General features: G+C 46.0%; 14 protein-coding genes. 7 read left to right on the forward strand and 7 right to left on the reverse strand.

Annotated elements, in window-relative coordinates; translation table 11 throughout:
* Nucleotides 1-29: 29 nt before the first annotated feature.
* Both BMW79_RS21285 and BMW79_RS21290 read right to left on the reverse strand, forming a co-directional pair.
* Complete coding sequence (locus tag BMW79_RS21285) at nucleotides 30-1163, reverse strand: acyltransferase family protein (RefSeq protein ID WP_089897878.1); 1134 nt, start codon at nucleotides 1161-1163, stop codon at nucleotides 30-32.
* Between the two features lie 226 nt (nucleotides 1164-1389).
* Nucleotides 1390-2448: a LacI family DNA-binding transcriptional regulator gene (locus BMW79_RS21290; RefSeq protein WP_089897880.1), complete on the reverse strand. Its 1059-nt coding sequence runs from the start codon at nucleotides 2446-2448 to the stop codon at nucleotides 1390-1392.
* A gap of 238 nt (nucleotides 2449-2686) precedes the next feature.
* Here BMW79_RS21290 and BMW79_RS21295 point away from each other — a divergent pair, with 238 nt between their 5' ends.
* The 7 genes from BMW79_RS21295 (at nucleotide 2687) to BMW79_RS21325 (ending at nucleotide 14896) form a co-directional block, all read left to right on the forward strand.
* The gene (locus tag BMW79_RS21295; protein WP_089897883.1) at nucleotides 2687-3595 is read left to right on the forward strand and encodes a LysR family transcriptional regulator; all 909 of its coding nucleotides are present in this window, start codon (nucleotides 2687-2689) and stop codon (nucleotides 3593-3595) included.
* A gap of 68 nt (nucleotides 3596-3663) precedes the next feature.
* A complete protein-coding gene (locus BMW79_RS21300) occupies nucleotides 3664-4866 on the forward strand; it encodes an alkaline phosphatase family protein (protein ID WP_089897885.1) in 1203 nt (400 codons plus the stop codon).
* A 181-nt stretch (nucleotides 4867-5047) separates the two neighbouring features.
* The gene (locus BMW79_RS21305; RefSeq protein ID WP_089897887.1) at nucleotides 5048-6058 is read left to right on the forward strand and encodes a zinc-binding alcohol dehydrogenase family protein; all 1011 of its coding nucleotides are present in this window, start codon (nucleotides 5048-5050) and stop codon (nucleotides 6056-6058) included.
* A 232-nt stretch (nucleotides 6059-6290) separates the two neighbouring features.
* Nucleotides 6291-7178 (forward strand): helix-turn-helix domain-containing protein, encoded by an 888-nt coding sequence (locus BMW79_RS21310; RefSeq protein WP_089897889.1) that lies wholly within the window; start codon nucleotides 6291-6293, stop codon nucleotides 7176-7178.
* Nucleotides 7179-7323: 145 nt separating this feature from the next.
* Entirely contained in the window at nucleotides 7324-8649 is a 1326-nt protein-coding gene (locus BMW79_RS21315; RefSeq protein ID WP_089897891.1) for a sugar porter family MFS transporter, read from the forward strand.
* Nucleotides 8650-8671: 22 nt separating this feature from the next.
* Nucleotides 8672-11989: a DUF5107 domain-containing protein gene (locus BMW79_RS21320; protein ID WP_089897893.1), complete on the forward strand. Its 3318-nt coding sequence runs from the start codon at nucleotides 8672-8674 to the stop codon at nucleotides 11987-11989.
* A gap of 36 nt (nucleotides 11990-12025) precedes the next feature.
* Nucleotides 12026-14896, forward strand: a complete 2871-nt coding sequence (locus BMW79_RS21325) for a sugar-binding domain-containing protein (protein ID WP_089897895.1) — start codon at nucleotides 12026-12028, stop codon at nucleotides 14894-14896.
* 121 nt (nucleotides 14897-15017) lie between these two features.
* Here the strand turns inward: BMW79_RS21325 and BMW79_RS21330 are convergent, their stop codons facing one another.
* The 5 genes from BMW79_RS21330 to BMW79_RS21350 all read right to left on the reverse strand — a co-directional run bounded on the left by BMW79_RS21330 (nucleotide 15018) and on the right by BMW79_RS21350 (nucleotide 26336).
* Nucleotides 15018-17012: a RagB/SusD family nutrient uptake outer membrane protein gene (locus BMW79_RS21330; RefSeq protein ID WP_089897897.1), complete on the reverse strand. Its 1995-nt coding sequence runs from the start codon at nucleotides 17010-17012 to the stop codon at nucleotides 15018-15020.
* Between the two features lie 18 nt (nucleotides 17013-17030).
* Nucleotides 17031-20189 carry a SusC/RagA family TonB-linked outer membrane protein gene (locus BMW79_RS21335; protein ID WP_089897899.1) on the reverse strand — a complete coding sequence of 1053 codons (3159 nt, stop codon included), beginning with the start codon at nucleotides 20187-20189 and terminating at the stop codon, nucleotides 17031-17033.
* Nucleotides 20190-20627: 438 nt separating this feature from the next.
* Entirely contained in the window at nucleotides 20628-23816 is a 3189-nt protein-coding gene (locus BMW79_RS21340; RefSeq protein ID WP_089897901.1) for an efflux RND transporter permease subunit, read from the reverse strand.
* A 72-nt stretch (nucleotides 23817-23888) separates the two neighbouring features.
* Nucleotides 23889-24995, reverse strand: coding sequence for an efflux RND transporter periplasmic adaptor subunit (locus BMW79_RS21345; RefSeq protein ID WP_089897904.1), 1107 nt, complete (start codon nucleotides 24993-24995; stop codon nucleotides 23889-23891).
* A 15-nt stretch (nucleotides 24996-25010) separates the two neighbouring features.
* Complete coding sequence (locus BMW79_RS21350; protein WP_089897906.1) at nucleotides 25011-26336, reverse strand: TolC family protein; 1326 nt, start codon at nucleotides 26334-26336, stop codon at nucleotides 25011-25013.
* Nucleotides 26337-26773 lie beyond the last annotated feature (437 nt).

The raw sequence follows: 26773 nt of genomic DNA on the forward strand, positions 1-26773 counted from the left end.
ATTTCGTGGTGGTTGATGCCATTTACTGGCTATACCTTTATATAAATTCTTTTTTGATCCATGATATAAGCCAGCACCCAGATAAACAACATATAGGTGACCGCGTATAAAAGAGAGGCATTATAAGGATTGAGCCAGGACGAGAAAATGACTTCGTAATTAAAACGGGATAATGACATACCCTCCACGCGCACAAAATTGGACATGCTTCCGATGGTCCAGGCTAATATATAAATGAACAGGGCATTCTTCCCGAAAACTACAAAAAACTTTGTCCATTTATCTGCTTTCCACTGATCGATGACTAACACCAGGAAAGCCAGCAGGAGTAGGTCCAGCCCTACGGTGAGCAACACATAGCTACTGGTCCACAGGGGTTTGTTGATGGGAAATATCAAATGCCACAAACATGCGATCAATACAGCTGATGCGCCAGTGATCATTAAATACTTTACCGTTCCCGGCTTATTTTCAAGCAGTGCTTTACCGGCGAAATAGCCCGCCAGCACATTTACTACTGCCGGAAAGTTACTCAGCACCGCTTCCGGCTCAAAGGGCTGTCCGAAGCCATGGTAAAGATTCTTCGGAGAAAATAACAGCAGGTCAAATTTAAGTGCCGCGTTCCCCGCCAGGCCATAGGGATCAGCGGGATCACCGCCATAATACAGGCAGGCCCAATATCCCAGCAGGATCACACCCGATAAGATCAGATTCATTCTTTTAGAGAAATAGAAAATCATCAGGGAGGCGATACAGTAGCAGATGGCAATACGTTGCAGTACACCAAAAATCCGTACACTGTCCCAGGGCTTTGCGATCCAGCGTCCCTCCCTGAATACAATAAAAGGAAACTGGTTGAGTAATAATCCGATTAAGAAAATAATAATAGTACGCTTGAAAACCTTTAGCAGGAAAGCTTGCTGCTGACCGGGACCTTCATATCTTTTCATGCTGAAAGCCAGGGCATTTCCCACTACAAATAAGAAAGTAGGAAATACCAGGTCGGTTAATGTAAACCCATGCCAGGGCGAATGTGCCAATGGCGCATACACGGCATTCCATGATCCTGGCGAGTTCACCACAATCATCAGCGCGATGGTCAGGCCTCTTAATACATCGAGCGATAAATACCTGGCTGGATTGGCAATAGTTGTTTTGTTCATACTTGATTGGTTGATAATCGCGGACACTACATTACTAACCCACTTTTTGCAGCAGATTTCTTAAACTCCGTTTACGTACACGTAAAATGATTACAGTTTGGTTCGTTCTTCCGTGAAATTACCTGAATTCGTAGCTTTTTTATTTTCCGGTAACGTACACGAATTTAAAGATTAATTTCACTTTATCAAATTTATTTTGAAATAAAGCAGACCTGGAATAAGGTGATTAATTATTATAGAAGAGATAATTTTCGCGGGTAATAATATCAATCGGCATATAATAAGCCTTATCGAAACTGGCGGCATGCACCAGGTGATTGTATAACACCATGATGCCCCGGTAGCCCTGCTCCTTTGGTTTCTGGCTGATCAGGAACTCTATGTAGCCATCTTTCAGGTAATTGATATTATCATCCAGGAAATCGTAGCCGATCAATTTAATATCCTTCCTGCCGGATTCTTTCAGGTATCTCGCCACAGACGATACGCGGGAATTTGATACATAAATGGCTTTCACTGCCTGGTTATCCAGTTCTTTAGCCAGCTCCTTTTTCACCGCAGCATAATTGGTAGTGCGGATATCCTTTTTCAGGATCTGGTTGTGCAGCTTATTCTTTTTGAAATATGCCCTGAAGCCCTCTTCCTTACGAAGCAAATGGTGCAGGCTATCCATCTCTTTTGAAATATTGACAATCAGTATCTGGTCGCCCTTCGTTACGAGATAGCTCATCAGATGCGCTCCTAAAGAACCGCTGTGGAACAGGTCCGGCCCGATATAACACAGGCTGTTATGATTGGGGATATCGGAGTTAATGAATACATAAGGAATGCCCAGCTTTTTACAGTTGTCCGCAAATGTTTCAGACTCCTTCATAAACATGGGCGCCAGCAACACTGCATCCGCCTTGTTGGCCAATATAGCGGCAGCCTGTTTCACAAAAGTGTTTTTATCATTCTGATCAAAAAAATACTGCTCTATCGTTATGCCGTATGGCTTTACCTCTACCCCAGCCTCCAGGATGCCGTTTAATGGCGCTTTCCAGTACTGGGTTTCCGCCGATACCGATGGGATCAGCACCGCTATTTTAAGCAGCTTTTTTGAGGCCAGTCGCCTCGCCAGTATATTCGGCTGATACTCCAGTTCTTCTACAATCGCCAGCACCTTATCCCTGGTTTTCTGTGAAACCCCGGTCCGGTTATGCAATACCCGGTCTACCGTTCCGATGGACACTTTCGCACGTCTCGCAATTTCCTTTACACCAACTAGTTCTTTATCTTCTTTCATGAATGGACCCTGTTTTGAGTTTTGAGGAGCACATATTTTGGTATTCGCCTGATGCAAAGATGCTATATCGTTTAAATATAACCTAGTTTATACAGATTTCAGCTGTTTTTAGCGCCTGGTCCCGGCAACTGCGGTGAATGATGCCATCAATACGAATTTACCATTTTGCCTATCCAAAGGTTTATTTGTAACTTATGCCGCAAGGACTGCCATCTGACCAGTCACAAAAAAACGGGGTATGCACACCAAAATTCTGAATTTATTCAAGATAAAAGTACTTTCTGAAGTATGCAAAACAAACAGCTATAAAACCGCGTCCAAACATCTCTTTATCACACCTTCTGCTGTCAGCAAAATTATTAAAAGCCTGGAATCCGAATGGAACCTTCAATTGGTTACCTCCACCGGCAACAACATCAAGGCTACTGCACAGGCAGCACAACTGGCCGGACTGGCAGAGAAACTGCTGCAGGCAAATGATGAATTTACAGACCTGCTAGCACTACTGCGCGCACCGCATACTGCTGCTGTATTACAGATAGGTTCGGGCGGAGCCCACTCGAAACTGGTAATGAACAGACTGCTCGATTCCCTGACACAGTCCTTCCCGGAACTGAAATATGACGTAGTCACCAACAACTCCGCGGAAGTATTAAACGCAGTAGACCAGGGAGAACTGGATTGTGGCATTGTATCCGGAATGATCCCCGATCACATCAGCAAAGAATTGATTTTCCGGGACAACATCTCCTTATATGCCCTCCATGATCACCCCTTAGCAAATAATACCGTGTCCCTGAAAGACATTCCTTACCTGTTTTGCCTCCGGGAAAAAGGCTCTTCTACCAGGGCCGCCGTAGAACAATTTCTTTCAGAACATCACTTGAAGCTGCAGAATGTAAAACAAACGGGGAAGAATGATGAGTTAACCGATCAGCTATGCAAAACGCAGCATGCGCTGCAATTTATCTCCGATTTTTATTATCACAATAGCTCCTGGAGCAAAACATATGTAAAAATCAATTGCCCGGAGCTACAGATCCCCATTGCAGTGTATTTCATTACCAGGAATAATTTCCCTTTCCTGGAATTAAGGAAACATATCCGGAAGAAACTATCCGGCACGAAATTCTGGCATACTCCATAACTTTTTTTCGCTTTGCCTGGGCCCCTTCCCTGCCTAGCTTTGCAGCATAAATTAAATCTCTCTGCAAGATGAAAAACAGTTTCCTTCTTGGCGCCTTTGCTTCCCTGCTGGCGAATGCGCCCCTGTTACATGCCCAAAACATATTTGCCCGGCAGCGTGTCATTATTATTATGATGGACGGCTTTGGCGAACAATACTACAGAAATGCCGCCATGCCCTTCCTGCAACAAATGGAACAACAGGGGATCTACAAGATCGTTCCTTCCCTGATGCCTGCGGTAACGAACGTCAACAATATCTCTATTGCCACCGGCAGCACTCCTGCGCAAAATGGCATTACCGGAAACGTATTCTTTAATGAGCGGCAAGAGGCAGAAGAATATATTGAAGATCCCTCACTTATACTGACGCCATCGGTGTTTGAGCGCGCGCATCGTCTTGGTATTCCCTCCGCCTTGCTCTCTGTAAAACAAAAAACGATCGACCTGCTGGGGAAATATGCCGACTATACCCTGTGCCCGGAAGGGATTGCCGGCGGACAAGTGAAATGGGAGCATCCCCCTGCCCTGTCGGGTGTTTACAGCAGGGAAATCAACTATGAGCTAATGGATGCTGCCAACAACCTGCTAAAAAATAAGCCCGAAGTAAAACTCGTTTATATCCATACGACTGATTATCCCATGCACATGTGGCCTCCGGACAATGATAGCGTTAAAACTTTCCTGTCGGAGATAGACCGCCGCATTGCCCAACTTCATCAAACAGCGCCGGATGCCGCTATCCTGCTTACCGCTGATCATGGGATGAACCACAAAACACAGGCCTGGGACCTGCAAAAAGTCTGCGCAGAAAAGCAGACACCTGTTAAGATCGTGATCAGCCCGGAAAAAGACAAATATGTAAAACACCACAAAGGCCTTGGTGGCGCTGCCTATGTTTACCTGCTAAAAAGCAGTGACTCAGCCGGTGTCCGCAGCACATTGTCGGCCCTCAAAGGTGTAGACGCTGTATTAACCAAATCCGAAGCCGCAACGCGGTTTCACCTGCTGCCCGGAAGAATAGGTGACTTCATGGTATTAGGCGATATTAATACAGTATTTGGCGAGCTAAATGGCCACGCCTATGAACAACTGCCCGATACCTACCGCAGTCACGGTTCCACCTACGAAGCCCAGGTACCCTTATTCGTTTACAACGTACAGCAGGCGCCACCGGCCGCTTATTTCGACTGGAACTACAAACTGGCTGCCTGGCTGTTTAGCGGTAAATAAACGATCCTTATAGTACACAGATGCCGGTAGTCACTACACCTACCGGCATCTCCCCTTCCTGAATATTCCTTGCGGAGAAGCCCCGCTTTTGTTATACCTTAATACGGTAAATCCCGGTAGTAACACCCTGCTGTTTGAAAAGTCCCGGGCATTACACTATCTCAGATTTAAATACATTATTATGAAGGCAATAGGATTCAAAACCTCGCTCCCCCTCAGCGAAAAAGATAGTTTTATCGCATTTGAAACGGAAGTACCTGCACCCACAGGCAGAGATCTCCTGGTAAAAATAAAAGCGATCAGCATCAACCCGGTAGATTTTAAGATACGCCAGAACTCTACAAAAGACAAAGTACTGGATACCCCCAAAATTATCGGGTGGGACGCCGTAGGCGTGGTAGAAGAAGTGGGTAACGAGGTATCGCTTTTTAAAAAAGGCGATGAGGTGTTCTATGCCGGCGACATCACCAGGAGCGGCTGCAATGCCGAATATCAACTGGTTGATGAGAGAATTGTGGGTAGCAAACCTCGTTCTTTGTCTGCCGCAGCAGCTGCCGCTATGCCCTTAACCGCTTTAACCGCATGGGAAATACTATTCGACAGGATAAGAATCAATGAAAAAGATAAAGGAAAATCTATCCTGATCATAGGAGGCGCCGGTGGCGTTGGCTCTATTGCCATACAGATCGCCAAAAAAGTGGCGGGCCTGAAAGTAATTGCCACCGCCTCCCGCCCGGAAAGTGTGGAATGGTGTAAAAAACAAGGTGCAGATGTGGTGGTAAACCATAAAGATCTCGTGAACGAAGTCAGGAATGCCGGTTTTCAGCAGGTAGATTTTATCCTGGATTTTGTAGATCTGAATCAATACTGGAACGCATTTGCTGAACTCATAAAGCCTCAGGGCAGCATTGGCTCTATCAGCGATCCAACGGAACCGGTAAACCTCCGTCAGCTAAAAAGCAAAAGCGTCAGTTTTCATTGGGAACTGATGTTTACCCGCGCTATGTTTCAAACCGATGATATATCCGAACAACATTATATCCTGGATAATATTGCGACGTTATTGGACAACGGCACTTTAACTTCTACCCTCAACACCACCATTGACGGGTTTACAGTAGAAAACTTAAAACAGGCGCACCAGTTACTGGAAAGCGGTAAAACGATCGGAAAAGTAGTACTGACGTACTAACTCACACCAGCATAGGTCAGTGCCCGCTTAATAAATAGTTGTTTTGCCTCTTCTCACAGGGCAAACCTTTCCGCATGGATTTTGTTCGGGATAACATGGACTTTTATCTGATTGTGATACTTTTATTGAAGTATTATTTTACATTTCAGGTTAATATAACATGCAATACCGTAGCAAATCTAAATTGCATGCAACCTGATTCCGCGTTATAAAATTTTAAAGACGGCAACCAATGTTAAAAAAAATGGACGGCTTCACCGGGCAAAAAGCTATTGTTATTCCAAAGAAAATTCTTCGTCTGCAATGTGAAAGCAGTCCATTAATTGCAGACATCCACATTACCCATATAGGTTACTATCCAAGAGCTGAATTCCACTACCGGAAAAGGAATCAGGGCGCAGAACAACATATTCTGATCTATTGCCTGGATGGAAAAGGCCATGTAAAGGTAAAAGGAGAAGAGTATGAAATTTTACCGGGAGATTTTTTTATTGTACCACAGAATGAACAACACATCTATGGGGCCAACCCGGCAACCCCATGGACTATTTACTGGATCCATTTCGCAGGTACGGCAGCCGATGAGATCATAAATATGATGATGCAAAAATTCGGTATATTAAAAGGATCTGTTGGTTACTCCCTGCAACGTACAGATATCTTCGATGCTATTTTCCGGCAACTCGAACGCGGTTACGACAAAGAGAATTTCCTTTTTGCCAACATGAGCCTGAAACACTTCCTGGCATCTTTCCTGTTTGCAGATAAATTCAAATCTGACCCTGTTTCCTCCGGAACAGATGTAGTGAACAGATCAATTGACTTTATGCAACAACATATTCATAATATGCTTACCCTGGCTGATATGGCCCGGCATGTAAACTTATCACCCTCGCATTTCTCCTTTCTCTTCAAGCAAAAAACCGGCTTCTCTCCTATTGAGTATTTCAACTATTTAAAAGTACAACGGGCATGTGAATACCTGGAGTTCACAGATATGAGAATAAAAGAAATCGCCATTAACCTGGGGATTGAAGACCCCTACTACTTTTCCCGCTTCTTCTCAAAAGCCATGGGATTATCTCCCGCTGACTACAGGAAGAAAAAAATCTGGTCGTAAACTAGTTTCGCGGAACAATTAACAACCTGTACCAACTTTCCGTCTATCATAAGAAAATCCATCTTTTCCCCGATTTTCTTCATTGGATATCGCAACAGAACATCCCACTTTTGTAAGAAGCAGCAAACCAAAATAAACAGCCACTTTGAAAAATTACTCCTACAATTATTCATATATAACAGCCATTTCCATTGTAGCGGCACTGGGCGGTTACTTGTTTGGATTTGATTTCGCGGTAATAGCAGGCGGATTACCCTTCCTGCAAAAATACTTTGGATTGAATACCTACTGGGAGGGCCTGGCTACGGGCAGTATGGCTTTAGGAGCCATCACCGGTTGTCTGATTGCCGGCATACTGGCGGATAAAATCGGGCGGAAATCGGGGCTATTGGTCGCTGCAGCCGTATTCCTGTTGTCTTCCCTTGCTATGGGGTTAGCGCCTTCCGCCAATATCTTCATCGCATCAAGGTATGCTGCCGGGATCGGTGTTGGAATGGCCTCCATGCTTTCTCCGCTATATATAGCAGAAATAGCTCCTGCAGCTTACAGAGGGCGACTCATGGCCATCAATCAGCTGACGATGGTACTGGGCATTTTCATTACCAATCTTGTTAATTACTCCCTTCGAAACATCGGCCCCGATGCCTGGCGCTGGATGTTCGGACTGGGCGCAGTACCTTCTTTGGTTTTCCTTATCGGGGTATTTATATTACCTGAAAGCCCGAGATGGTTACTCCTGAAAAACCGCCATGCACGGGCGGCCGCTGTATATACCAAAATTGGCAATACCAGCTATGCCAGGGATATGATACACCTTTTCCAGGCACCGGCTGCCACGTCTTCTTCATTAAGTCTTCTCCTCAACAAAAAAGTATGGCCGGTACTGTTTACCGGAATTACACTGGCAGTTTTTCAACAGTTTTGTGGCATCAACACTGTTTTTAACTATACCCCCAAACTATTCGAACGTATCGGTGCTTCTGCCGATTCACAACTGCTTCAAACGGTTTTCATCGGAGTGGTCAACTTAGCATTTACCATCATTGCCATGCTCCTGGTAGACAAAGTGGGACGTAAACCCCTGATGCTGTTTGGCGCCGCCGCCCTCTCCATCGTGTACCTGTTCATTGTGCAGCTGCTCGGCGCAAAAAATCCTGATGTAGCCTGGCTGCTACTCGCGGCTATCGGGATCTATGCCATGACACTTGCACCCGTTACCTGGATACTCATCGCCGAAATATTTCCTGATAACATCCGTACCACGGCCACCACTATCGCCATCCTTTTTCTCTGGACAGCCTACTTTATACTGGTGGTTTCATTCCCGGTATTATTTCAGCAGTTGGGCGACAAAACATTCTACCTGTACGGCTTTATCTGCCTCCTGGGGGCTCTTTTTATTCTAAAATTTGTAAGAGAAACAAAAGGCAAATTACTGGGCGGAGACAGCAACGCTGCCGTAATGCACTAAACACGAAAGAAACTATAGCATCATGACCAATAAAGTGAAGGCCTGGAAAGAGAATATTATTATTCCTACTTATCGTACCGGTGAACCGAATAAATATCCCATGTTTCTCGAAAAACGGATATACCAGGGAAGTAGCGGCGTGGTATACCCCCATGCCGTCATCGATAAGGTATACGATGAAAAAACAGACAAAGAATACATAGCACTATTCCTGGAAAACGACTATCTGAAAGTAATGATCCTTCCTGAACTGGGAGGACGCATACAGATGGCCTATGATAAAACCAACGACTACCATTTCATCTATTATAACCAGGTGATCAAACCTGCTCTGGTAGGCCTCGCCGGCCCGTGGATCAGCGGAGGCATCGAATTCAACTGGCCACAACATCACCGGCCATCTACATTTGATCCCGTAGATTTCAGTATTCAATCGAACGAAGATGGCAGTCAGACCATCTGGGTGAATGAATATGAAAAGATGTTCCGCACAAAATGCGCGCTCGGCTTCACACTATATCCCGGTAAAGCTTACATTGAATTACATGCAAAACTTCACAACAAAACACCATTTCCTCAAACTTTCCTCTGGTGGGCTAACCCGGCAGTATCAGTAAACGATCAATATCAAAGCGTATTTCCTCCCGATGTATATGCCGTATATGACCATGGCAAAAGGGATGTGAGCAGTTTTCCCATCGCCACCGGCACTTATTACAAGGTGGATTATTCACCGGGTACCGACATTTCACGATATCAGAACATCCCGGTACCAACGTCCTATATGGCGGTAAACAGCCAGTTTAACTTCGTAGGGGGATATGATCATGGGAAAAAGGCCGGTATGATGCATGTGGCGGATCATCACATCAGCCCCGGAAAGAAACAATGGACCTGGGGTTCAGGAGATTTTGGAAAAAAATGGGATCAACAGCTCACAGATGAAGACGGACCTTATTTCGAACTGATGTGTGGCGTATACACCGACAATCAGCCCGATTTCAGCTGGATCATGCCAAATGAAACAAGAGAATTCCGGCAGTATTTCATGCCTTACAAAAACATCGGGTATGCAAAAAATGCCGGCATAGATGCCATCGTCAATTTTGAGCTGGACAACAATACCGCTGTGATGCAGGTATACCTCACGAAAGCGGATGTGGTAACCGTAGAGCTCTGGCATAAAGAACAGCTGTTGTTTAAAGAAGCAACCAACCTGTCCCCTTCACTGACCTACCATAAAACCATACCGCTCAACAACCAGGCAACTCCGGATACAGCACTCCGCATGGTAGTACGCGATACCGCCGGCCGGGAACTGATCAGCTACTCGCCCATAAAAAAAACGGAACAGGAAATACCTTCACCGGCTACTCCTATCCCGGCACCGGCCGATCTGTCCTCCAACGAATCGCTGTACCTGGCCGGGCTTCACCTGGAACAATACCGCCATGCCACGTTTTCACCGACCGATTACTACCAGGAAGCCCTGAACCGCGATAGTGGCGACATGCGCTGTAATAACGCAATGGGACTATGGCTGCTTCGCAGAGGTCAGTTTGAAACCAGTGAGGCCTACTTTCGTAAAGCGATCGGGCGTCAGCAATTACACAATCCCAACCCACCTGATGGTGAACCGCTCTATAACCTGGGCTTGTCACTTTTCTTCCAGGGAAATAAGGATGCCGCCTACCCCTACTTTTATAAAGCAGCCTGGAATGCTGCCTGGCAGGATAACGCCTATCTGAAATTAGCGACCATTGCCTGTAGCCGGCAGCACTGGCAGGATGCCCTGGCATTTGCAGAAAAATCACTGGCAAAAAATATCAACAGTCTCCAGGCAAAACTCATCCAGGCCGCCGCCCTTCGAAAAACTGGTCACCTGGAACAGGCGCTTTTGCTGGTAACGGGAAATATAACATACGATGAATTTGACTATGGCAGCGGGTTTGAGAGATATCTACTCCTGGATGCACAAGGAAAAACAGCCGAAGCAACGGAGGTGAAGAAACAGCTGATTGAATTAATGAGAAATGAAGCTCATAATTATATTGAATTGGCCATCGACTACTATCATGCAGGCATGATCCCGGAAGCCATATCGCTGCTGGAATGGATTGCCGGTACAGATACCCATCCGGTTACCTTCTATTATCTCGCCTTTTTCTGCTCATTGCTGGGATGGCAGGAAAAATGTCAGGAATATCTTGGCAAAGGATTCGCCCAATCACCGGATGCCGTTTTCCCCAATCGCCTCGAAGATATCATTGTACTCCGAAAAATTACTACGCTCCATCCAAAAGACTATAAAGCATGGTACTACCTGGGAAACCTTTTCTACGACAAACGTCAGTATGAAGATGCCAAAACCTGCTGGGAAAATTCCTTGCAGATCTTTGATCAGTTTCCTGGCGTACACCGGAACCTCGGACTAGCCTATTATAATAAATTCAATCTGAAAGAAAAAGCTGTTGAGCACTACCAGAAAGCATTTGAGCTCGACAAAACCGATGCGCGGATACTGCTGGAACTGGATCAGTTACAAAAAAAGATGCGGGTAACGCCAGACAGCCGTCTCCGCCTGCTCACCACTCACAAAGACCTGGTACATCAACGGGACGATCTTTTCCTGGAATTTATTACCCTGCATCACCTGTCGGGCCACCACGAACTGGCCATGGAACTTTTACTTGGTCATCACTTTCATCCATGGGAAGGCGGAGAAGGAAAAGTATCTACCCAATACATTCAACTGAAAATCGGGCTGGCAAAAAAGCAGATAGCGGAATCCCAATACCACAAGGCGCTTTGCTTGCTAGAGGAGGCAAAGGTATATCCTCCAAATATCGGAGAAGGCAAATTATATGGCGCCAGGGAAAACGATATTGATTACCTGATCGGCTATACGTATTATAAACTGCAGGATATACCGGCAGCTGCCTCCGCCTGGGAGCAGGCCGCTACCGGATCTGCGGAGCCGTCGCAAGCAATTTTTTATAATGACCAGCAGCCCGATAAAATTTTTTACCAGGGATTGGCCCTGCAACAGTTAGGCCGCAACGAAGAAGCTGTGAACATCTTCCAAAACCTCATCGCTTATGGGCAAACACATTTATCTGATACCGTAAAGATGGATTACTTTGCCGTTTCCTTCCCTGAGCTGGAAATCTTTGACCTGGACTTACAACTACTCCACGAGTTAAATTGCCATTATCTCATGGGATTAGGATGGCTGGGACTGGAACAATATGAAAAAGCGCTGGCAGGCTTTGATCTGGTGCTTCAACTGGATCCCGCTCACATCGGAGCGTCCACGCACCGGCTATTGTGCAAAGTATAGCAACAATTAACAATCATCATCTTTTATTCATCGCATATGAAAAAGACTTTTCCACCAACAGTACTATCTCTTTTACTGGCGTCCGTCTTACTTTCTCCGGCAGCGGCACAACAAAAAAGTGAGCAACGGATCGACCTTTCAGGCACCTGGGCTTTTCAGACAGATTCGTCCGACAAAGGAATTACCGATGAATGGTTTAATCATGGGTTAAAAGATCACATTCGTCTTCCCGGATCAATGACAACGAACGGAAAGGGCGACAATATCACCGTAAATACGCCCTGGACGGGCAACGTGGTTGACAAGTCCTGGTTTACAGATGCCGGATATGCCAGATACAGACAGCCCGGAAATATAAAGGTCCCGTTCTGGCTGCAACCGGAAAAATATTACAAGGGCGCCGCCTGGTATCAAAAAACAATTACCATCCCCGCTTCCTGGAACCGAAAAAATATTCAGCTGTTTATAGAGAGAAGCCATTGGGAAACTACTGTATGGATAGATGATGTGAAGATAGGTATGGACAACAGCCTTGGCACCCCACAACTGTTTGACCTGGGTGATAAATTACTACCCGGTACTCACCGTTTAACCATCCGGGTCGACAACCGCGTCAAAGACATCAAAATGGGCAACGATGCCCATAGCGTGTCCGATCAGACACAAGGCAACTGGAACGGCATGGTGGGTGAATTAAGTCTCACAGCAAGGCCACAGGTTTTCCTGGCCGACGTGCAACTTTATCCCGATATTAAGAACAAACGCGTACTCGCAAAAATCCAGGTAAAAAATACATCCGGCACCCGGAAAGTAGTGACGCTAGACCTGGCCGCAACACCCGGTAAACCGGGCGCAGTGAAGCCCAAACCCCTGACGCAGGAAATAACGCTCCCTGAAAAAGACAGCACAATAGCAATTACCTATCCTATGGGTAACAACCCACTACTATGGAACGAGTTTCATCCGGACCTGTACGACATGCAGGTAACCCTCAGTGAGCAAAAACAAAACAATACAGATCGTCAGAAAATATCCTTTGGGATGCGTGAATTTAAAGCCAGCGGCACCCAGTTTACCATAAATGACACGCTTACATTTTTACGCGGCACATTGGATTGCGCCTCGTTCCCCAAAACAGGTTATCCGCCAACCGATGTGGCCAGCTGGATGAAGAACTTTAAGACGATCAAAGCTTATGGCATGAACCACATCAGGTTTCACTCCTGGTGCCCTCCGGAAGCGGCGTTTACGGCAGCAGACAGGCTCGGTATATTTTTACAGGTGGAATGTTCCGCATGGGCCAGCGAAGCAAGCGGCAGCACCACTGTTATTGGTGATGGCTATCCTTTAGATAAATATGTTTATGAAGAAGGCGATAAAATGATGAAAGCATACGGAAATCACCCCTCCTTTGTAATGATGACCTATGGCAATGAACCGAGCGGAAAAAATCAGGTGAAATACCTGGTTGACCTGGTCAATTACTGGAAGGCAAAAGATGCCAGGAGAATGTATACTACCGCTGCCGGCTGGCCGGTAGAGGAAGCCAGTAACTATCACAACACACCCGACCCAAGGGTTCAGGGATGGGGACAGGGCTTATCCAGTATCATCAACAAAGAAGCTCCCAGAACAGATTATGACTGGACTAATATTATTTCAAAATGGAATCGTCCGGTTGTCAGCCATGAAGTGGGCCAGTGGTGCGTATACCCGAATTTCAAAGAGATAAAAAAATATGATGGAGTATTAAAACCGAAAAACTTTGACATTTTCAGAGACAAACTTCAGGAAAATGGCCTGCTCAGTTTAGCTGACAGCTTCTTTATGGCCTCCGGAAAGCTACAGGCACTTTGTTACAAAGCAGATGTGGAAGCCGCACTGCGTACCCCCGGATTCGCCGGCTTTCAGCTACTGAGCCTGAGCGATTTCCCTGGCCAGGGAACAGCACTGATAGGTGTATTAGATCCATTCTGGGAACCCAAACCTTATATTAATGCCACCGGCTTTAGCCAGTTCTGCGCTCCGGTAGTGCCTTTGGCAAGACTACCAAAAATGGTTTACACCAACAACGAAGAATTGATTGTTCCCCTGGAAGTGGCCAATTTCAGCAACGCTCCAATTAATAATGCACTCATTACCTGGAATATTACATCTGAAAACGGAGCGCAGTTATTTAGCGGCAGCTTTAAAAAAGAGACTGTTGAAATAGGAAACGGCATTAAGCTGGGCACTATCAGACAAACGCTGGCAACCGTAAAGAAAGCACAACGTCTTGTTTTAAAGACAAAAATAGGTACACGTACCAATGAATGGGATATATTCGTTTACCCGCAGGCGTTACCGCAAACACCCGGGGAAATATTACTAACCCAGACATTAGATGCCAATGCCATCGAAAAATTAAATCAGGGAGGAAAAGTATTGCTGACATTGAAAAAAGGAACTGTCAAACCTGCAATGGGTGGCGATATCAGTATCGGGTTCTCTTCTATATTCTGGAATACCGCATGGACAAACAAACAACCGCCTACTACCCTGGGTATTTTATGTAATCCTGCACACCCTGCATTGGCAGACTTCCCTACACAGTATTACAGCAACTGGCAATGGTGGGATGCGATGAGTCATTCAAGTGCTATTAAACTGGACGCGTTGGAGAAGGAATTGCCGCCCATTGTAAGAGTGATTGATGATTGGGTAACCGCCCGTTCCCTGGGTTTAATCTTTGAATGTAGTGTAGGAAAAGGTAAACTCCTGGTTTCAGGAATAGATTTGCTCACTGATCAGGATACACGTCCGGAAGCCCGTCAGCTACGTTACAGCCTGGAGAAATATATGATTGGAACACATTTCAATCCTACCCACACTATGGCATTAGACAAAATACAACAGTTATATAACTGAAGCGGATCGTAGAACATTCTGTAAAAAAACATTGGCGGAAACTTAAAGTTATCCGCCAATGTTTTTTTTGCCAAGGCCTTTGTGGAACATGCTGATGCTCCGGCCAGTCAACGATCAGTAGTTAAAAGCCAATTGGTGGCTTATTGGCTTCTATCGGCCAACCCGGATTCTGATAAATAGGAGAAGTATTCACATCGTTGTCTTGAGATGTAATCAGGAAATGCTGTACGGCAATGGGACTGAAATAATGTGCCAGTGTCCATTTGTAACCATTGTAGGCGAGTACCGACGGCGTTTTCTGATAAATACGCAGATAAGGGCTCAACGCCGGATCTGATACCGTGCTCCTATCGCCTATGTTGTAGGTAAGCGCCGCAGCATTGTACCAATTTTTCATAGGTCCCCAAAGCTTGAATCCTTCTATGAAATACGGTTTAGTGATCATCTGGTCCATGGCGCGCCAACGGCGCAGATCCATATACCGGAATCCTTCGCCCATCAGCTCACAACTCCGCTCCCGGCGTATATTGTAAAGCGTTCTGTCTACCATCACACCGGCGGAATATACCCCCCAGTCATTCGCTGCTTCTTTTACAAGATCAGTGGCCGCAATCGTTTTCTGGATATCGGCATCCACCCCTGCTCTTTCCCGGATGGCCTTCCAGTATGCAGTAGCAATACCATCTAGCGTACCCGTTTTTTCGTAGGAGGCTTCCATGTAATTGAAATAGGCTTCTGTTCCCCTGAATACGATGCTGCCTACATCACCCCGGCCGTTGCCAAGCTGTGCGCCATCATATACATTCCCTTTACGGCTCATATAACCGGTGGAGTTATCATGGTTACCGATCAGGTTCATAATATCCGGATACTCTACTACCGGCGTGGCATGTGTGCCCAGCGACGATGGTTTCAGAATGTTGATCTGACCTGGTTGCGCCAGGAACAGCCAGAGACGGCCATCGCGATTCTGGCGCACCAGCTGTATGGAATCATCACCGGCATAACCGGAACCTGTGGCATAAATAGGTAACCCGTTCGACATTAGGAAACGGTCTACATATCCCCGTGTGAAACCCCAGCCATGCGCCGCTTGTATCGTGTTGGGAATACCGTTGGAAACACCCAGTCCGAGGTCGTAATCGCGCCAGAGCAACACCTCGCTGAAACCGGAAAGATCTGTTGAATTATACATCCGGCAATATGGATTGGCTTCACTGGCCACCGCAAAATCCTGGTTACTCGTTTCCAGCCGCTTCGTCATGCTGTTTGGAACAAGTGGTACTGCATCTGCAACAGTCTTCGCGGCCTCCATAGCCTGCGTCAGAAAAAAGTCGATCTCCCCTTCAATGCTACCGGATTTAAACTGATAGGCCGCGTTATAGCTCTTATTTTTACCCGGCCATTGCGGACCATTGGGTACATAGGCAGTGTTCTTAAAGTACTTCAAAAATGTACCTTCATATAACCCCACCCGTGATTTCAACAGCTGTGCACATATTTTGGATAACCTGTTCTTACCACCGGAAGGTGCAGTGGGGCTCATCAGGAGAATAGCCGAATCAAGATCAGATATAATAAATCTTGCTACTTCTGTTTGAGGCGCACGTTTGCTGGCTTCAATCAGGGAAGCTTTATCCTCCTTCAGCGTATTGGTGATAATAGGAAAATCACCCAATGCCTGCAATTTGCCCCAATAGGTAAAAGCACGCATGAAGTACATTTCTCCGATGTAGTGCCTGATATTGACATCGTTCCCGCTGATTTTACCTGCTGCAAGACGAGGCAGCACCGTTTCAAGAAAGTAGTTACACTGATAGATATTGGTAAACGACCAATCTCCCTCCGTTTGCCCTACCATCCACTGGCCAGGCACATAACGGTTATCAAATCCACGGCGCGCTGCCACATCGGTATGGGCATCGCCGTCGAATGTGCCGAAAATAGGCAGCGTTTCATATTGCTTGATGACATAAGTAGCCAGTTGTGATTCTTCCTGCAGATAGTTTTCCGGCGTTATCCGCGACGGCGGCGTAATTTCCAGTAAATCCCTGTTACAGGCAGGTAGCGAAAAAGCCGCCCCCGCTACTAAGCATATATAGAGTATCTGTTTCATAATGTTGGGTTTGTCTGATCAAAAGATAACATTCAGGCCTGCTGCATATACTTTAAATAAAGGATACGCACTACCGCCGGAGCCGCCATCCACTGTTTCAGGATCGAACATGGTGGCCATTTTTGTAATGGTAAGCAGGTTTTCACCGGAAACATATATCCTGAACTTCTGTATGCCGGCACGCCGAGTCAGACTGGCCGGCAGCGTATAGCCTACCTGCAGATTTTTCAATCGTAAGTAAGCGGCGTTTTGCAGATAGCGCGTTTGTACCACCTGGTTCTTTCCGTTGATAAGCGGCCGTGGGTAATAGGCATCGAGGTTAAGACCCAATACATGGTTAGGATCATCCCGGAAATAATCGGTATGTTCTTTTAAACCAGCGGAGGAATAGATGCCGTTGGATGCACCCCAGAACTGGTAACTGTTCTGAAAGTATTGACGCTTCAACACACCCTGGAAAAAAGCCCTGAAATCAATGCCTTTCCAGTCTGCCCCAAATTCTGCGCCCACCACAAAACGCGGTGTGTTATTGCCGATCAGGATAAGATCTCCATGATCACCCTCCGTATTGGAGCCGTTGGATATTTTACCATCGCCATTAACATCGGCAAACATAATGTCGCCCGCTTTCCAGTTATTACCCAGCGCATTCTGTCCTCCCTTAGGTAATGAACTGAGATGATCGTCCATCTGCTGCTGGGTTTTAGCAATGCCTATCGTCTGATAGCCCCATATTTCTCCCATCATGTGGCCAGCAATGAACGTACTTAAACTACCGGTGGGATTGGGATAACGCGTAATTTTGGTCCGGGAATCAGCCATCGTGAAACGCAGGTTGTAACCCAGTCCATTCTTCAACTGATCTCTCCAGCTCAGTTCTACTTCCCATCCCTTGGTCTGTAAATCCGTATTGTTTGCTTTCGGCACGTCTGTTCCCAATATTACAGGCAACTCAGGCGCGGGCCCTATCATGTTCAGGGTAAGGCGGGAATAATGTTCCACTGATAATGTAAGCCTGTTACGTAAAAATGCGGCATCCATGCCGAAGTTCCAGGTGCGTACTTTTTCCCAGGAAAGGCTCGATGTAATGAGGCCTGGTGCTGAGGCGGTATTAGGCCGCTGTCCGTTTATCAGCCAGGAACCATCGGCACTGCCGGTAGGAAGGGAAAGGTAGGTCGGATACCAGTCGGTCGTATTCTGATTACCCAACTCGCCCACTGATGCTCTCAGTTTTAGCTGGCCGATATATTTGGCGATTCCTCCCCAGAACTGTTCCCTGTCGAGGTTCCAGCCCGCAGAAACCGAAGGGGAATACATCCAGCGCATATCGGAGCGGAAGCGGGAAGATCCGTCGTAACGGAGATTGGCTTCCAGCAAGTACTTGCCATTGTAGTCGTAGTTGAGTCTGCCGAAATAGCCCTGCGTAGCCCATTTATTGGTATTACCACCTACCGTAGGTGGAACCGGTTTGCCATTCGGATCGTTACCGGAAGTAAGGTCCAGTACCGGCAACTGCGGTACAATAAGACCATTCCGCTGTGCAGAGAACCACCTGGTTTTGGTTTCTTCCGTCTGCATACCAACCAGCAGTTTTAAATTGTGCTGACCAAATTTTTTGAAATATTCTGTGTACAGATTCGTATTGAGGTAATTGGTACGACCCGCTTCTTCATGCACATGATTTTCGGTTCTGTACACATAGGGATTACCCGCTACATCGTGATTAAACACCGGTTGCAACTCCCAATGATAAAACTGGTTGTCTGTACGGTAATTGAGGTCAGCGAATATTTTCCAGTCACGCAGCGGCGTAATGGTCAGCTTTAGTTGCTGGGAATTGGCATCATATTGTTTATCGCTGGTGCCTCCGTCTCTCATCTGCAGCGCAGGTGAAGGAGAATCGTACAAAAAGCCGTTGTTATCATACAGCGGCAGCATGGGCCATCCCTGCCGGGCGATGATATCATTCAGGGTATTGGTCATATAGCTTGGTCTTGCAAACTCTTCACGGCTAAAGCGTTGGATAAAAGATAGCGATGCCCATTCTGTCAGTTTTGCATTAATGCGTGCAGTAACATTATAACGCTTGAATTTATCGCTGCCAAAACGCATAAAACCGGTTTGGTCAAGAAAGCCGGCGGAAAGAAAGTAAGTAATGTTTTCTTTGCCACCGCTGGCGCTCAGGGAATATTCCTGCGAAGGGGAAGTGGGCTTGTAAAGGGCATTGTACCAATCCACGTTATCATTGCCCTCATAATAGCCGTCTGCCCAGATGTTGGGTTGTCCGGGACGTGGGATGATAGTGGTTTTGATCTTTCCATCCATAAAATCACGGATCCGTTGCATGCGGGCAGGTGTAAAATACACGCCCTGTCCGGAGTTCACACTGGCATCATTAAAATAAGTGGCAAAGGTATAGGAGTCCATCGTATGTGGTAACAGCACCGGTCTGCTGGAGCGGTAATTGGTACCCAGGTTGATAGTAGTGATACCTGCCTTTCCCTGCTTGGTAGTGATCAGGATAACACCAAAAGGTGCACGCGCACCATAAATCGACGAAGCGGCAGCATCTTTCAACACGGAGATGTTGTCAATGTCCTGTGGATTCACCGCATTGATATCGCCTTCCATCCCATCGATCAGGATCAGGGGCGCCGCACTGGAACCTTGTCCGATGGTACCTACACCACGGATATTGATAGCCGGCCTGTTTTCCAGGCTGCCACCCATTTCTCCGCTCTGGGTGATGTTGAGTCCGGGTGATACACCTTGCAGCGCCTGTGCTACATTGGATACCGGTCTTGTTTCCAGCACTTTTGAACTGATCGTGGACACTGCACCTGTCAGGTTTGCTTTTTTCTGGGTGCCATAACCAACGACAACAGCGGCTTCCAGATTTTGCGTGGAAGCCACCATCGTCACATTGATCACTGTCCGGTTTTTTAGTTCAACTTCCTGCGGCTGCATGCCCAGGAATTTAAAGACCAACACTTTTGTTCCTTCCGGCATTTTTAACTGGTACTCTCCTGCTGCGTTGGTAGTAGCTCCGGCAGAAGTTCCTTTTGCTACAACGGTAACTCCGGGTAGTGGCTGACCATTTTCATCAATCACCCGGCCCTTTATGAGCACAAAATCGGCAGCCGTTGCAGACGTAAAAACCGCAGGTAAAAGCAGCATTGTAAAAATAAATAGTATACCGACAAATGATGGAAGTCCTGGCCGCACAGTTGCGCGCCATCCATTTCGGGAAGGTGTAGAAAATTTCATTTTTTTCTAAATTAACAGTGATGCATATACGTGGTAAAATGAACGTGCTGAGAGAATGACATAGCATTCGCTTTCCCACAGCTACATCTTCATAACGGATAATGAAGATGCCATTGGAATAAGTACTGGCTTCGGTACGAATAAAAGCGATGCGGCGTTTCCGGCGCCGTTGGAAATAGTGGAATTAATTGATTTATGGTTGATAAAGTAATAGGGCGAAATTATTATTACGCCTATCCATTTCCAATGGATAAAACCGTTAAAAAAATGGACAATACTATGATTGGCGTCTACAGAACGGATACCTGCATCTTAAAAAAAAAGCTACGCGGTTTGCGTAGCTTCTTTCTATTCCTGGTCATGCTGCGGCGCCCGGTAAGGCTGCTTATCTACTTTCCGGTAAGCCCATCCAAAGATGAGCGGGAATACCCAGAGTGAGAACAACATCGCACAAAGGATACCACCAATCACCACCCTGGCCAACGGCCTGGAACTTTCCGAGCCAATACCATGGGATATGGCGGCAGGGAAAAGCCCTATTGCCGCCATCAGGGCGGTCATCATCACCGGCCTTATCCTGGCGTTTACCCCCAGCTTAATAGAGTTATATAACCTGCTTTCTCCCCTGACGGAAGAGAGGTTCTCTTTAAATTTTGTGATCAGGATAATACCATCCTGTATACAGATCCCGAACAGTGCAATAAAACCGATACCTGCAGATATACTGAAATTGGTGCCCGTAACATGAAGCGCCATAATACCACCTACCAGTGCAAAAGGTACATTGGTAAATACCAGCAACGCATCTTTGAAGTTCCCGAACATGCTGATCAGCAACAGGAATATCAACGCAAGACTTATCGGCACTACCAGCGCCAGTCTTTTTTCTGCGCGCTGCTGGTTTTCAAAATCCCCCTGGAATGCCATAGAATAGCCTCTGTCCAGCTTCACCTTTTCATTTACCTTCTCCATTGCTTCTGCAATAGTACTGCCCATATCACGTCCCCTGACGGAAAATTTGAGGGCAGCATATCTTCTGTTATCATCCCGGAAAACCAATGCAGCACCAGTTTTCTGGGTGATGGTCGCAATTTCCTTGATCGGTACTTTGCTGCCATTCTGTGTTGGCACCAACAACTCCCCGATCTGTGCAGGTGTTTTCCTGAACTCTTCCGGCAAACGTACACGGATATCAAAAATCTTAATCCCTTCATACAACTGGCTTGCCGGCGTACCACCCGCTCCCAGGCCGGTCATGGCCATACTGATAACAGCATTCGCCTGCGTAGCTGCCACACCATATAATGCCATCTTCTGCTGACTGAGATTGATATCCAGTTCCGGCTGCCCTATATTATGCATAACACCCAGATCTTCTATCCCGCGAACATTCTTCAACACCTTGAAATACTCGTCCATCTTACCTTCCATGTAGTTGAGTGAGTCGCCATAGATCTTCAGCACAATACTTCCTTTAACGCCCGACACCGCCTCTTCCACATTGTCCATGATGGGCTGCGAAAAGTTCAGATTCACCCCCGGAATAACAGACAAGGCGGTATTCATCCGGCTGATCAGTTCTTCCTTACTGATTTTGGGATTCCAATCCGACTCCGGAAACATCAGTATATCAAACTCGTTATTATAATAACCGGTAACATCTGTTCCGTCATCCGGGCGCCCGGTCTGCGACACACAATACTGCACCTGTGGGAACTGCATAATAATGTCCCTCGCCTGTTTAGATAATTCTACTGATTTATTCAGGTCTATGCTGTAGTTGGCCTGTATACGCAGCCAGATACTACCTTCATTTAACTCCGGCAGGAATTCCGAACCCAGGAATCTGAAAGAATAGATGCCTGCTACCATGGCAATAAGCGATAAGGTTACCACAATTTCTTTCCGTTTAAAAGACCTGATGAATCCCATCAACATAAATCCCATCATTTTATGCACAACAGGATTATGCTTCTCCCGCACATTCCTGCGCATCAGCATACTGATAAGCACCGGCACCAGCGTGAGCGTTGTTATCAGTGAGCCCAGCAATGCAAATGACAACGTATTGGCCAGAGGCGAAAACATTTTACCCTCTACTTTCTGAAAAGCAAAGATGGGTAACAGCGCAGTGATAATGATTACGTTGAGATAAAAAGGCCGCTTCCCGATATCTGCCGCATTCTTCCGGATCAGTCCCAACTTACTTAGCTTGTTGAACCGTTCCATTCCCACTTCCTTCGCCTTATGATCAAGCACCACAAAAATCCCCTCCACCATCACAATGGTACCATCGAGGATGATCCCAAAGTCAACTGCACCCAGCGACAACAAATTAGCACTCATGCCCATCAGATGCAGACAGATGAAGGCAAATAATAAAGAGATCGGTATAATACAGGCTACAATAAAAGTGGCTCTCCAATCAAACAGGAAAAGCGAAATCAGGATCACCACCAGTAAAATACCCTCTATCAGGTTGTGCAAAACGGTATGCGTGGCATACTCAATCAGATTGGAACGATCATAGTAAGGAACTATTTTAGTATCGGCCGGAAGTACCGAGTTATTGAGATAGGTAATCTTCTCCTTCAGCTTCTTCACTACTTCGGATGGATTCTCCCCTTTCCGCATCACAATAATAGCCTCCACCACATCTGCCTGATCGGTCACCCTGCTCTTTCCGTCCTTGTCAATAATCCTGTCACTTCTTCCCACCCAACCCAACCGGGGGATATTCGATATATCCACCGCAGCTACATCTTTCACCAACAAGGGTACCCCATTGTTATTCTGGATAACGATATTTTTTATTTCCTCGATATCATTCAGTAAGCCGATGCCTCTCACCACAAATGCCTGGTTATTCTGAAATATCATATCTCCCCCAACGTTGATGTTGGTGTTTTGTACGGCAGTAAAAACATCGAGCGGGGTAAGGCCTATATTGGCCAGCTTTCCTGGGTCTACTTTTATTTCATAGGCTTTTGTTTTGCCACCGAAGCCATTGATATCCGCCACGCCGGGAACACTCCTCAGTTGCCGGTCGATGACCCAGTCCTGCATCGTTTTCAATTCCCGTACGTCCCGGAAAGTACTGGTAATGGAATACCTGAAAATTTCGCCCGTAGGCCCTGTAGGCGGTTGTACGGATGGCAGCAAACCTGCAGGTAAAGTGGCATTGGGTAACAGGTTCATCACCTGTTGCCTTGCCTCTCCATCTTTCACCCCATCATCAAATATTATTTTTACATAAGACAAGCCAAAAATGCTGGTGGAACGGAGACTTGTTTTCTTCTGTACCGGGTTCATCGCCACCTCTATGGGAATAGTCACGAATTTTTCTACTTCCTCCGCACTACGGCCGGGCCATTGGGTAATTATGGTAATTTCTGTATTCGTTACATCCGGGAATGCCTCAATAGGCATGTTCATAAAAGTAACTACACCGGACACGATCAGCAGGAATGTCAGGAAGAGGATGAAGAATTTATTCTTTAACGAAAATCCAATGATCCAACTTAATATTTTAGTCATTTTCTTGTATTAAAAGAGGTCAGGCATTTTTGCGATGCCTTTTTTTAACCGTTCTATAGGGTATCCGCAGGATCAACTGTTCAAAGCCTGATAGATAAGGATTACATCATAGGCAATCACCTTATCCCCTTCTTTCAGTCCGGCAGATATATACGTTTCATTGCCATTGGCGCCCAACACCTGTACAGGTGTAATTCTGACATCGCTGTTGCTGTTATACAACAGCACATAGTATTGACTGTGATCAAATATCAGCGCATGAGAGGAGATGGTAATCGCCTTCTGGTTCAGCGGATTGAGTACATTCACATTGGCAAACATCTGCGGCTTCAGGAGATAGTCTTCATTGGGCAGTTCTATACGCACCTTCATCACTTTACTGGACGGATCAAGCACATTCAATGTTTTACCGACCTTTCCTTTAAACACTTTATCAGGATACGATAAGGTAGTCACATCCACATTATCGCCAACGTGTACCCTGCTTACATTTGATTCATAGACATTCGCCTGCACCCATACGTTTTTAAGGTCAGAAATTGTAAACAGGTTGTTGCCGTTATCAGTACGTATAACCGTGTTGTTGGTAATATTCTTTTGTACAATAAATCCGTTAATCGGGGATTTTACTTCGTATACCCCCTGCCTGTTATTCCCGTTTATTTTCAGGACACGCTGCACCATCTGTAATTGTGCTACTGCCTGATCGTAGGCGGTCTGGGCATTGACCATATCCAGCTGGGACGACAACCCATTTTTAAACAGGTCTTTTGTCGCCTCCAGTTGCTTTCTGGTACTGGTTACATTTGTTTCTGCGGCCACCATGTTATTTTCATAACCGGCCATCTCGCTGCTTCTTACGACGGCCAGTACCTGCCCCTGTTTCACCACATCTCCCAGCTGGGCGGTTACACCCTGTACAATACCACTTACCGGCGGAAAGATGCTCACCTGGTTATCCTGGTTGAAGTCGACCATACCCGTGAGAGTAATAGCATCCACCATGGGCGTCATCCGGGCGGTATCGATCTTTAATACTTTCATGATGGAATCAGGAATCACGTAGGCCGTCCTTTCCTCTTCTTTTTTGTCGTGCTTATCGCCACAGGCGGCTAATGTTGCCATTGTCATGATCAACAGCAATCTTAATACATGGCTTATGTTTAATAGTTGTCGCATGGGGACCTGTCTTTATTAATTAAAAAAATTGAAGCCGGTGTAGAAGTTGATACTTTCCAGCGCATTCAATTTGTTCAGTTGTATGCCGTTTATCTGAAGCGTATTCTGTTTATAGGAATCATAGAAGTCCAGGAAATCGAGTAATCCTATTGTTCTTTTCTTATAGGCGTCCAATGCCGAGCCTATCAACCTGCTGTAGTCATTTTTGAAGCTGGGATCTACCTTACGGTAAAGCTTATCGGCGTCTATCGACTCCTGTAATGCGCGGTATACATTTTCTTCTACCGTTTTTTCGATACTCTGCTCGGTCATTTCATTCATCTTGATCATGAATTTCGCCGATCTGATATTTCCCTGGTTCCGGTTGAAGGCCGGCAGGTCAATAGCGACACCGCCCATGAACAGATCGCGGATATAACTGCCTTGTTTATCATAGTTTACATTCAGGGAGGGATCGGGAACGGCCATTGCTTTCTGATAGCTGAAATTCAACCGGCTGATTTCCGTATTCGTCTGCGCTATTTTGAGGTCTGTGCGACGTTTGTAAGCCGAATCAACGAGTTCCGGTAACGGATATTTAAGGGGGTTGGCAGATGCCGCCAACGACGTGTCTACCTGTGGTACCAGGTGGGTAAGCGGTTTCACCTGCAAAAGCAGCCTTAACTCGCTCTGGGTATTATTGATCTGGTCTACCAGGTCCTGGTATTCACTCTGCAAACTGTATAACTGTGCTTTAACGCGTACGATCTCCTTTTCCGACACCCAGAATTTTCCTTCTTTCAGCAATTGATTATAGGCATCCACCACGGTTTGCAGGCCGTCTATCTCTTCTTTATACACTTTTCCGCTTTCCAGTAAATAATAGATGGTAAAAAAATCTGTGCGGAGTGTATACTTCAACGTACGCAAAAGATCATAGAACTGATATTCCGCCAGCCTGGTATTGGATTTTGCCAGTTTAATGGCTTTATTCCTTTTTCCGGCAATAACGATCTCCTGGCTGATACTGGCAGAAGCCTCCCCTGCATTGGAAAAAGGGGAAGGAAACGGCTTGTTGGAAGAAGGGGGCTGCAGATTGGGATCATGTCCCGCCAATGCTGTAGCAACCGATACGTTGGGATTGGGATAAAGTTTTGCCTGGATTTCCAGTGCCTGCTGCGCATTGATGTTATAATGCTGAGCCAATAGTAAAAGGTTGTTTCTCAAAAAGATGTGTTCTGCACTATCCAATTGTAGATTTAAAGTATCCGCAACAGGTAAGGAGTAATTCTGTTGAGCACTTACAAAAACGACACTCATGCATAGCATAAGCGTCAGACGCAACACTCTCGTGTACTGCATAAAGGATTAATTAAAGACCAAAACTACTAAAGAGAAAATACAAGCCGAATTAGAATTTTCTAATGTGCATATGCTCCCGGGGTGCTACTTCTGTTATGCCAACACATGCTACATTTTACGTATTCTTCAAATGATTCATCTGCTTATTGCCATTAATAAACTCATGCGATAAAGTTTTTCCTAGCCAGAAAAATGTATGCGTAACAGTTAGTACCGGAACAGGTAACCGGTTAAATTCATTTCTACAGCACTTCGTATACAACTATATACGAAAAATGGTTGCACATTGTTCAAAAATAAATGGACTATTTAATCATAGGTTTCTCTTTTGTATGTGATAGTGTACTCCAAAAGGCTGGCGCCCGGATAAAACAAAGGCCGTTCCGGCAATACCGGAACGGCCTTCATGATATGAACGAGCGGCTATTTGTTAAACT

This window comes from Chitinophaga arvensicola, from assembly GCF_900110835.1.
GTDB lineage: Bacteria > Bacteroidota > Bacteroidia > Chitinophagales > Chitinophagaceae > Chitinophaga > Chitinophaga arvensicola.

Excerpts from the sequence above, each read along its gene's own strand:
- BMW79_RS21285 (WP_089897878.1), bottom strand. The coding sequence starts at position 1,163 with ATGAACAAAACAACTATTGCCAATCCAGCCAGGTATTTATCGCTCGAT.
- BMW79_RS21290 (WP_089897880.1), bottom strand. The coding sequence starts at position 2,448 with ATGAAAGAAGATAAAGAACTAGTTGGTGTAAAGGAAATTGCGAGACGT.
- BMW79_RS21295 (WP_089897883.1), top strand. The coding sequence starts at position 2,687 with ATGCACACCAAAATTCTGAATTTATTCAAGATAAAAGTACTTTCTGAA.
- BMW79_RS21300 (WP_089897885.1), top strand. The coding sequence starts at position 3,664 with ATGAAAAACAGTTTCCTTCTTGGCGCCTTTGCTTCCCTGCTGGCGAAT.
- BMW79_RS21305 (WP_089897887.1), top strand. The coding sequence starts at position 5,048 with ATGAAGGCAATAGGATTCAAAACCTCGCTCCCCCTCAGCGAAAAAGAT.
- BMW79_RS21310 (WP_089897889.1), top strand. The coding sequence starts at position 6,291 with ATGTTAAAAAAAATGGACGGCTTCACCGGGCAAAAAGCTATTGTTATT.
- BMW79_RS21320 (WP_089897893.1), top strand. The coding sequence starts at position 8,672 with ATGACCAATAAAGTGAAGGCCTGGAAAGAGAATATTATTATTCCTACT.
- BMW79_RS21325 (WP_089897895.1), top strand. The coding sequence starts at position 12,026 with ATGAAAAAGACTTTTCCACCAACAGTACTATCTCTTTTACTGGCGTCC.
- BMW79_RS21330 (WP_089897897.1), bottom strand. The coding sequence starts at position 17,012 with ATGAAACAGATACTCTATATATGCTTAGTAGCGGGGGCGGCTTTTTCG.
- BMW79_RS21335 (WP_089897899.1), bottom strand. The coding sequence starts at position 20,189 with ATGCTGCTTTTACCTGCGGTTTTTACGTCTGCAACGGCTGCCGATTTT.
- BMW79_RS21340 (WP_089897901.1), bottom strand. The coding sequence starts at position 23,816 with ATGACTAAAATATTAAGTTGGATCATTGGATTTTCGTTAAAGAATAAA.
- BMW79_RS21345 (WP_089897904.1), bottom strand. The coding sequence starts at position 24,995 with ATGCGACAACTATTAAACATAAGCCATGTATTAAGATTGCTGTTGATC.
- BMW79_RS21350 (WP_089897906.1), bottom strand. The coding sequence starts at position 26,336 with ATGCAGTACACGAGAGTGTTGCGTCTGACGCTTATGCTATGCATGAGT.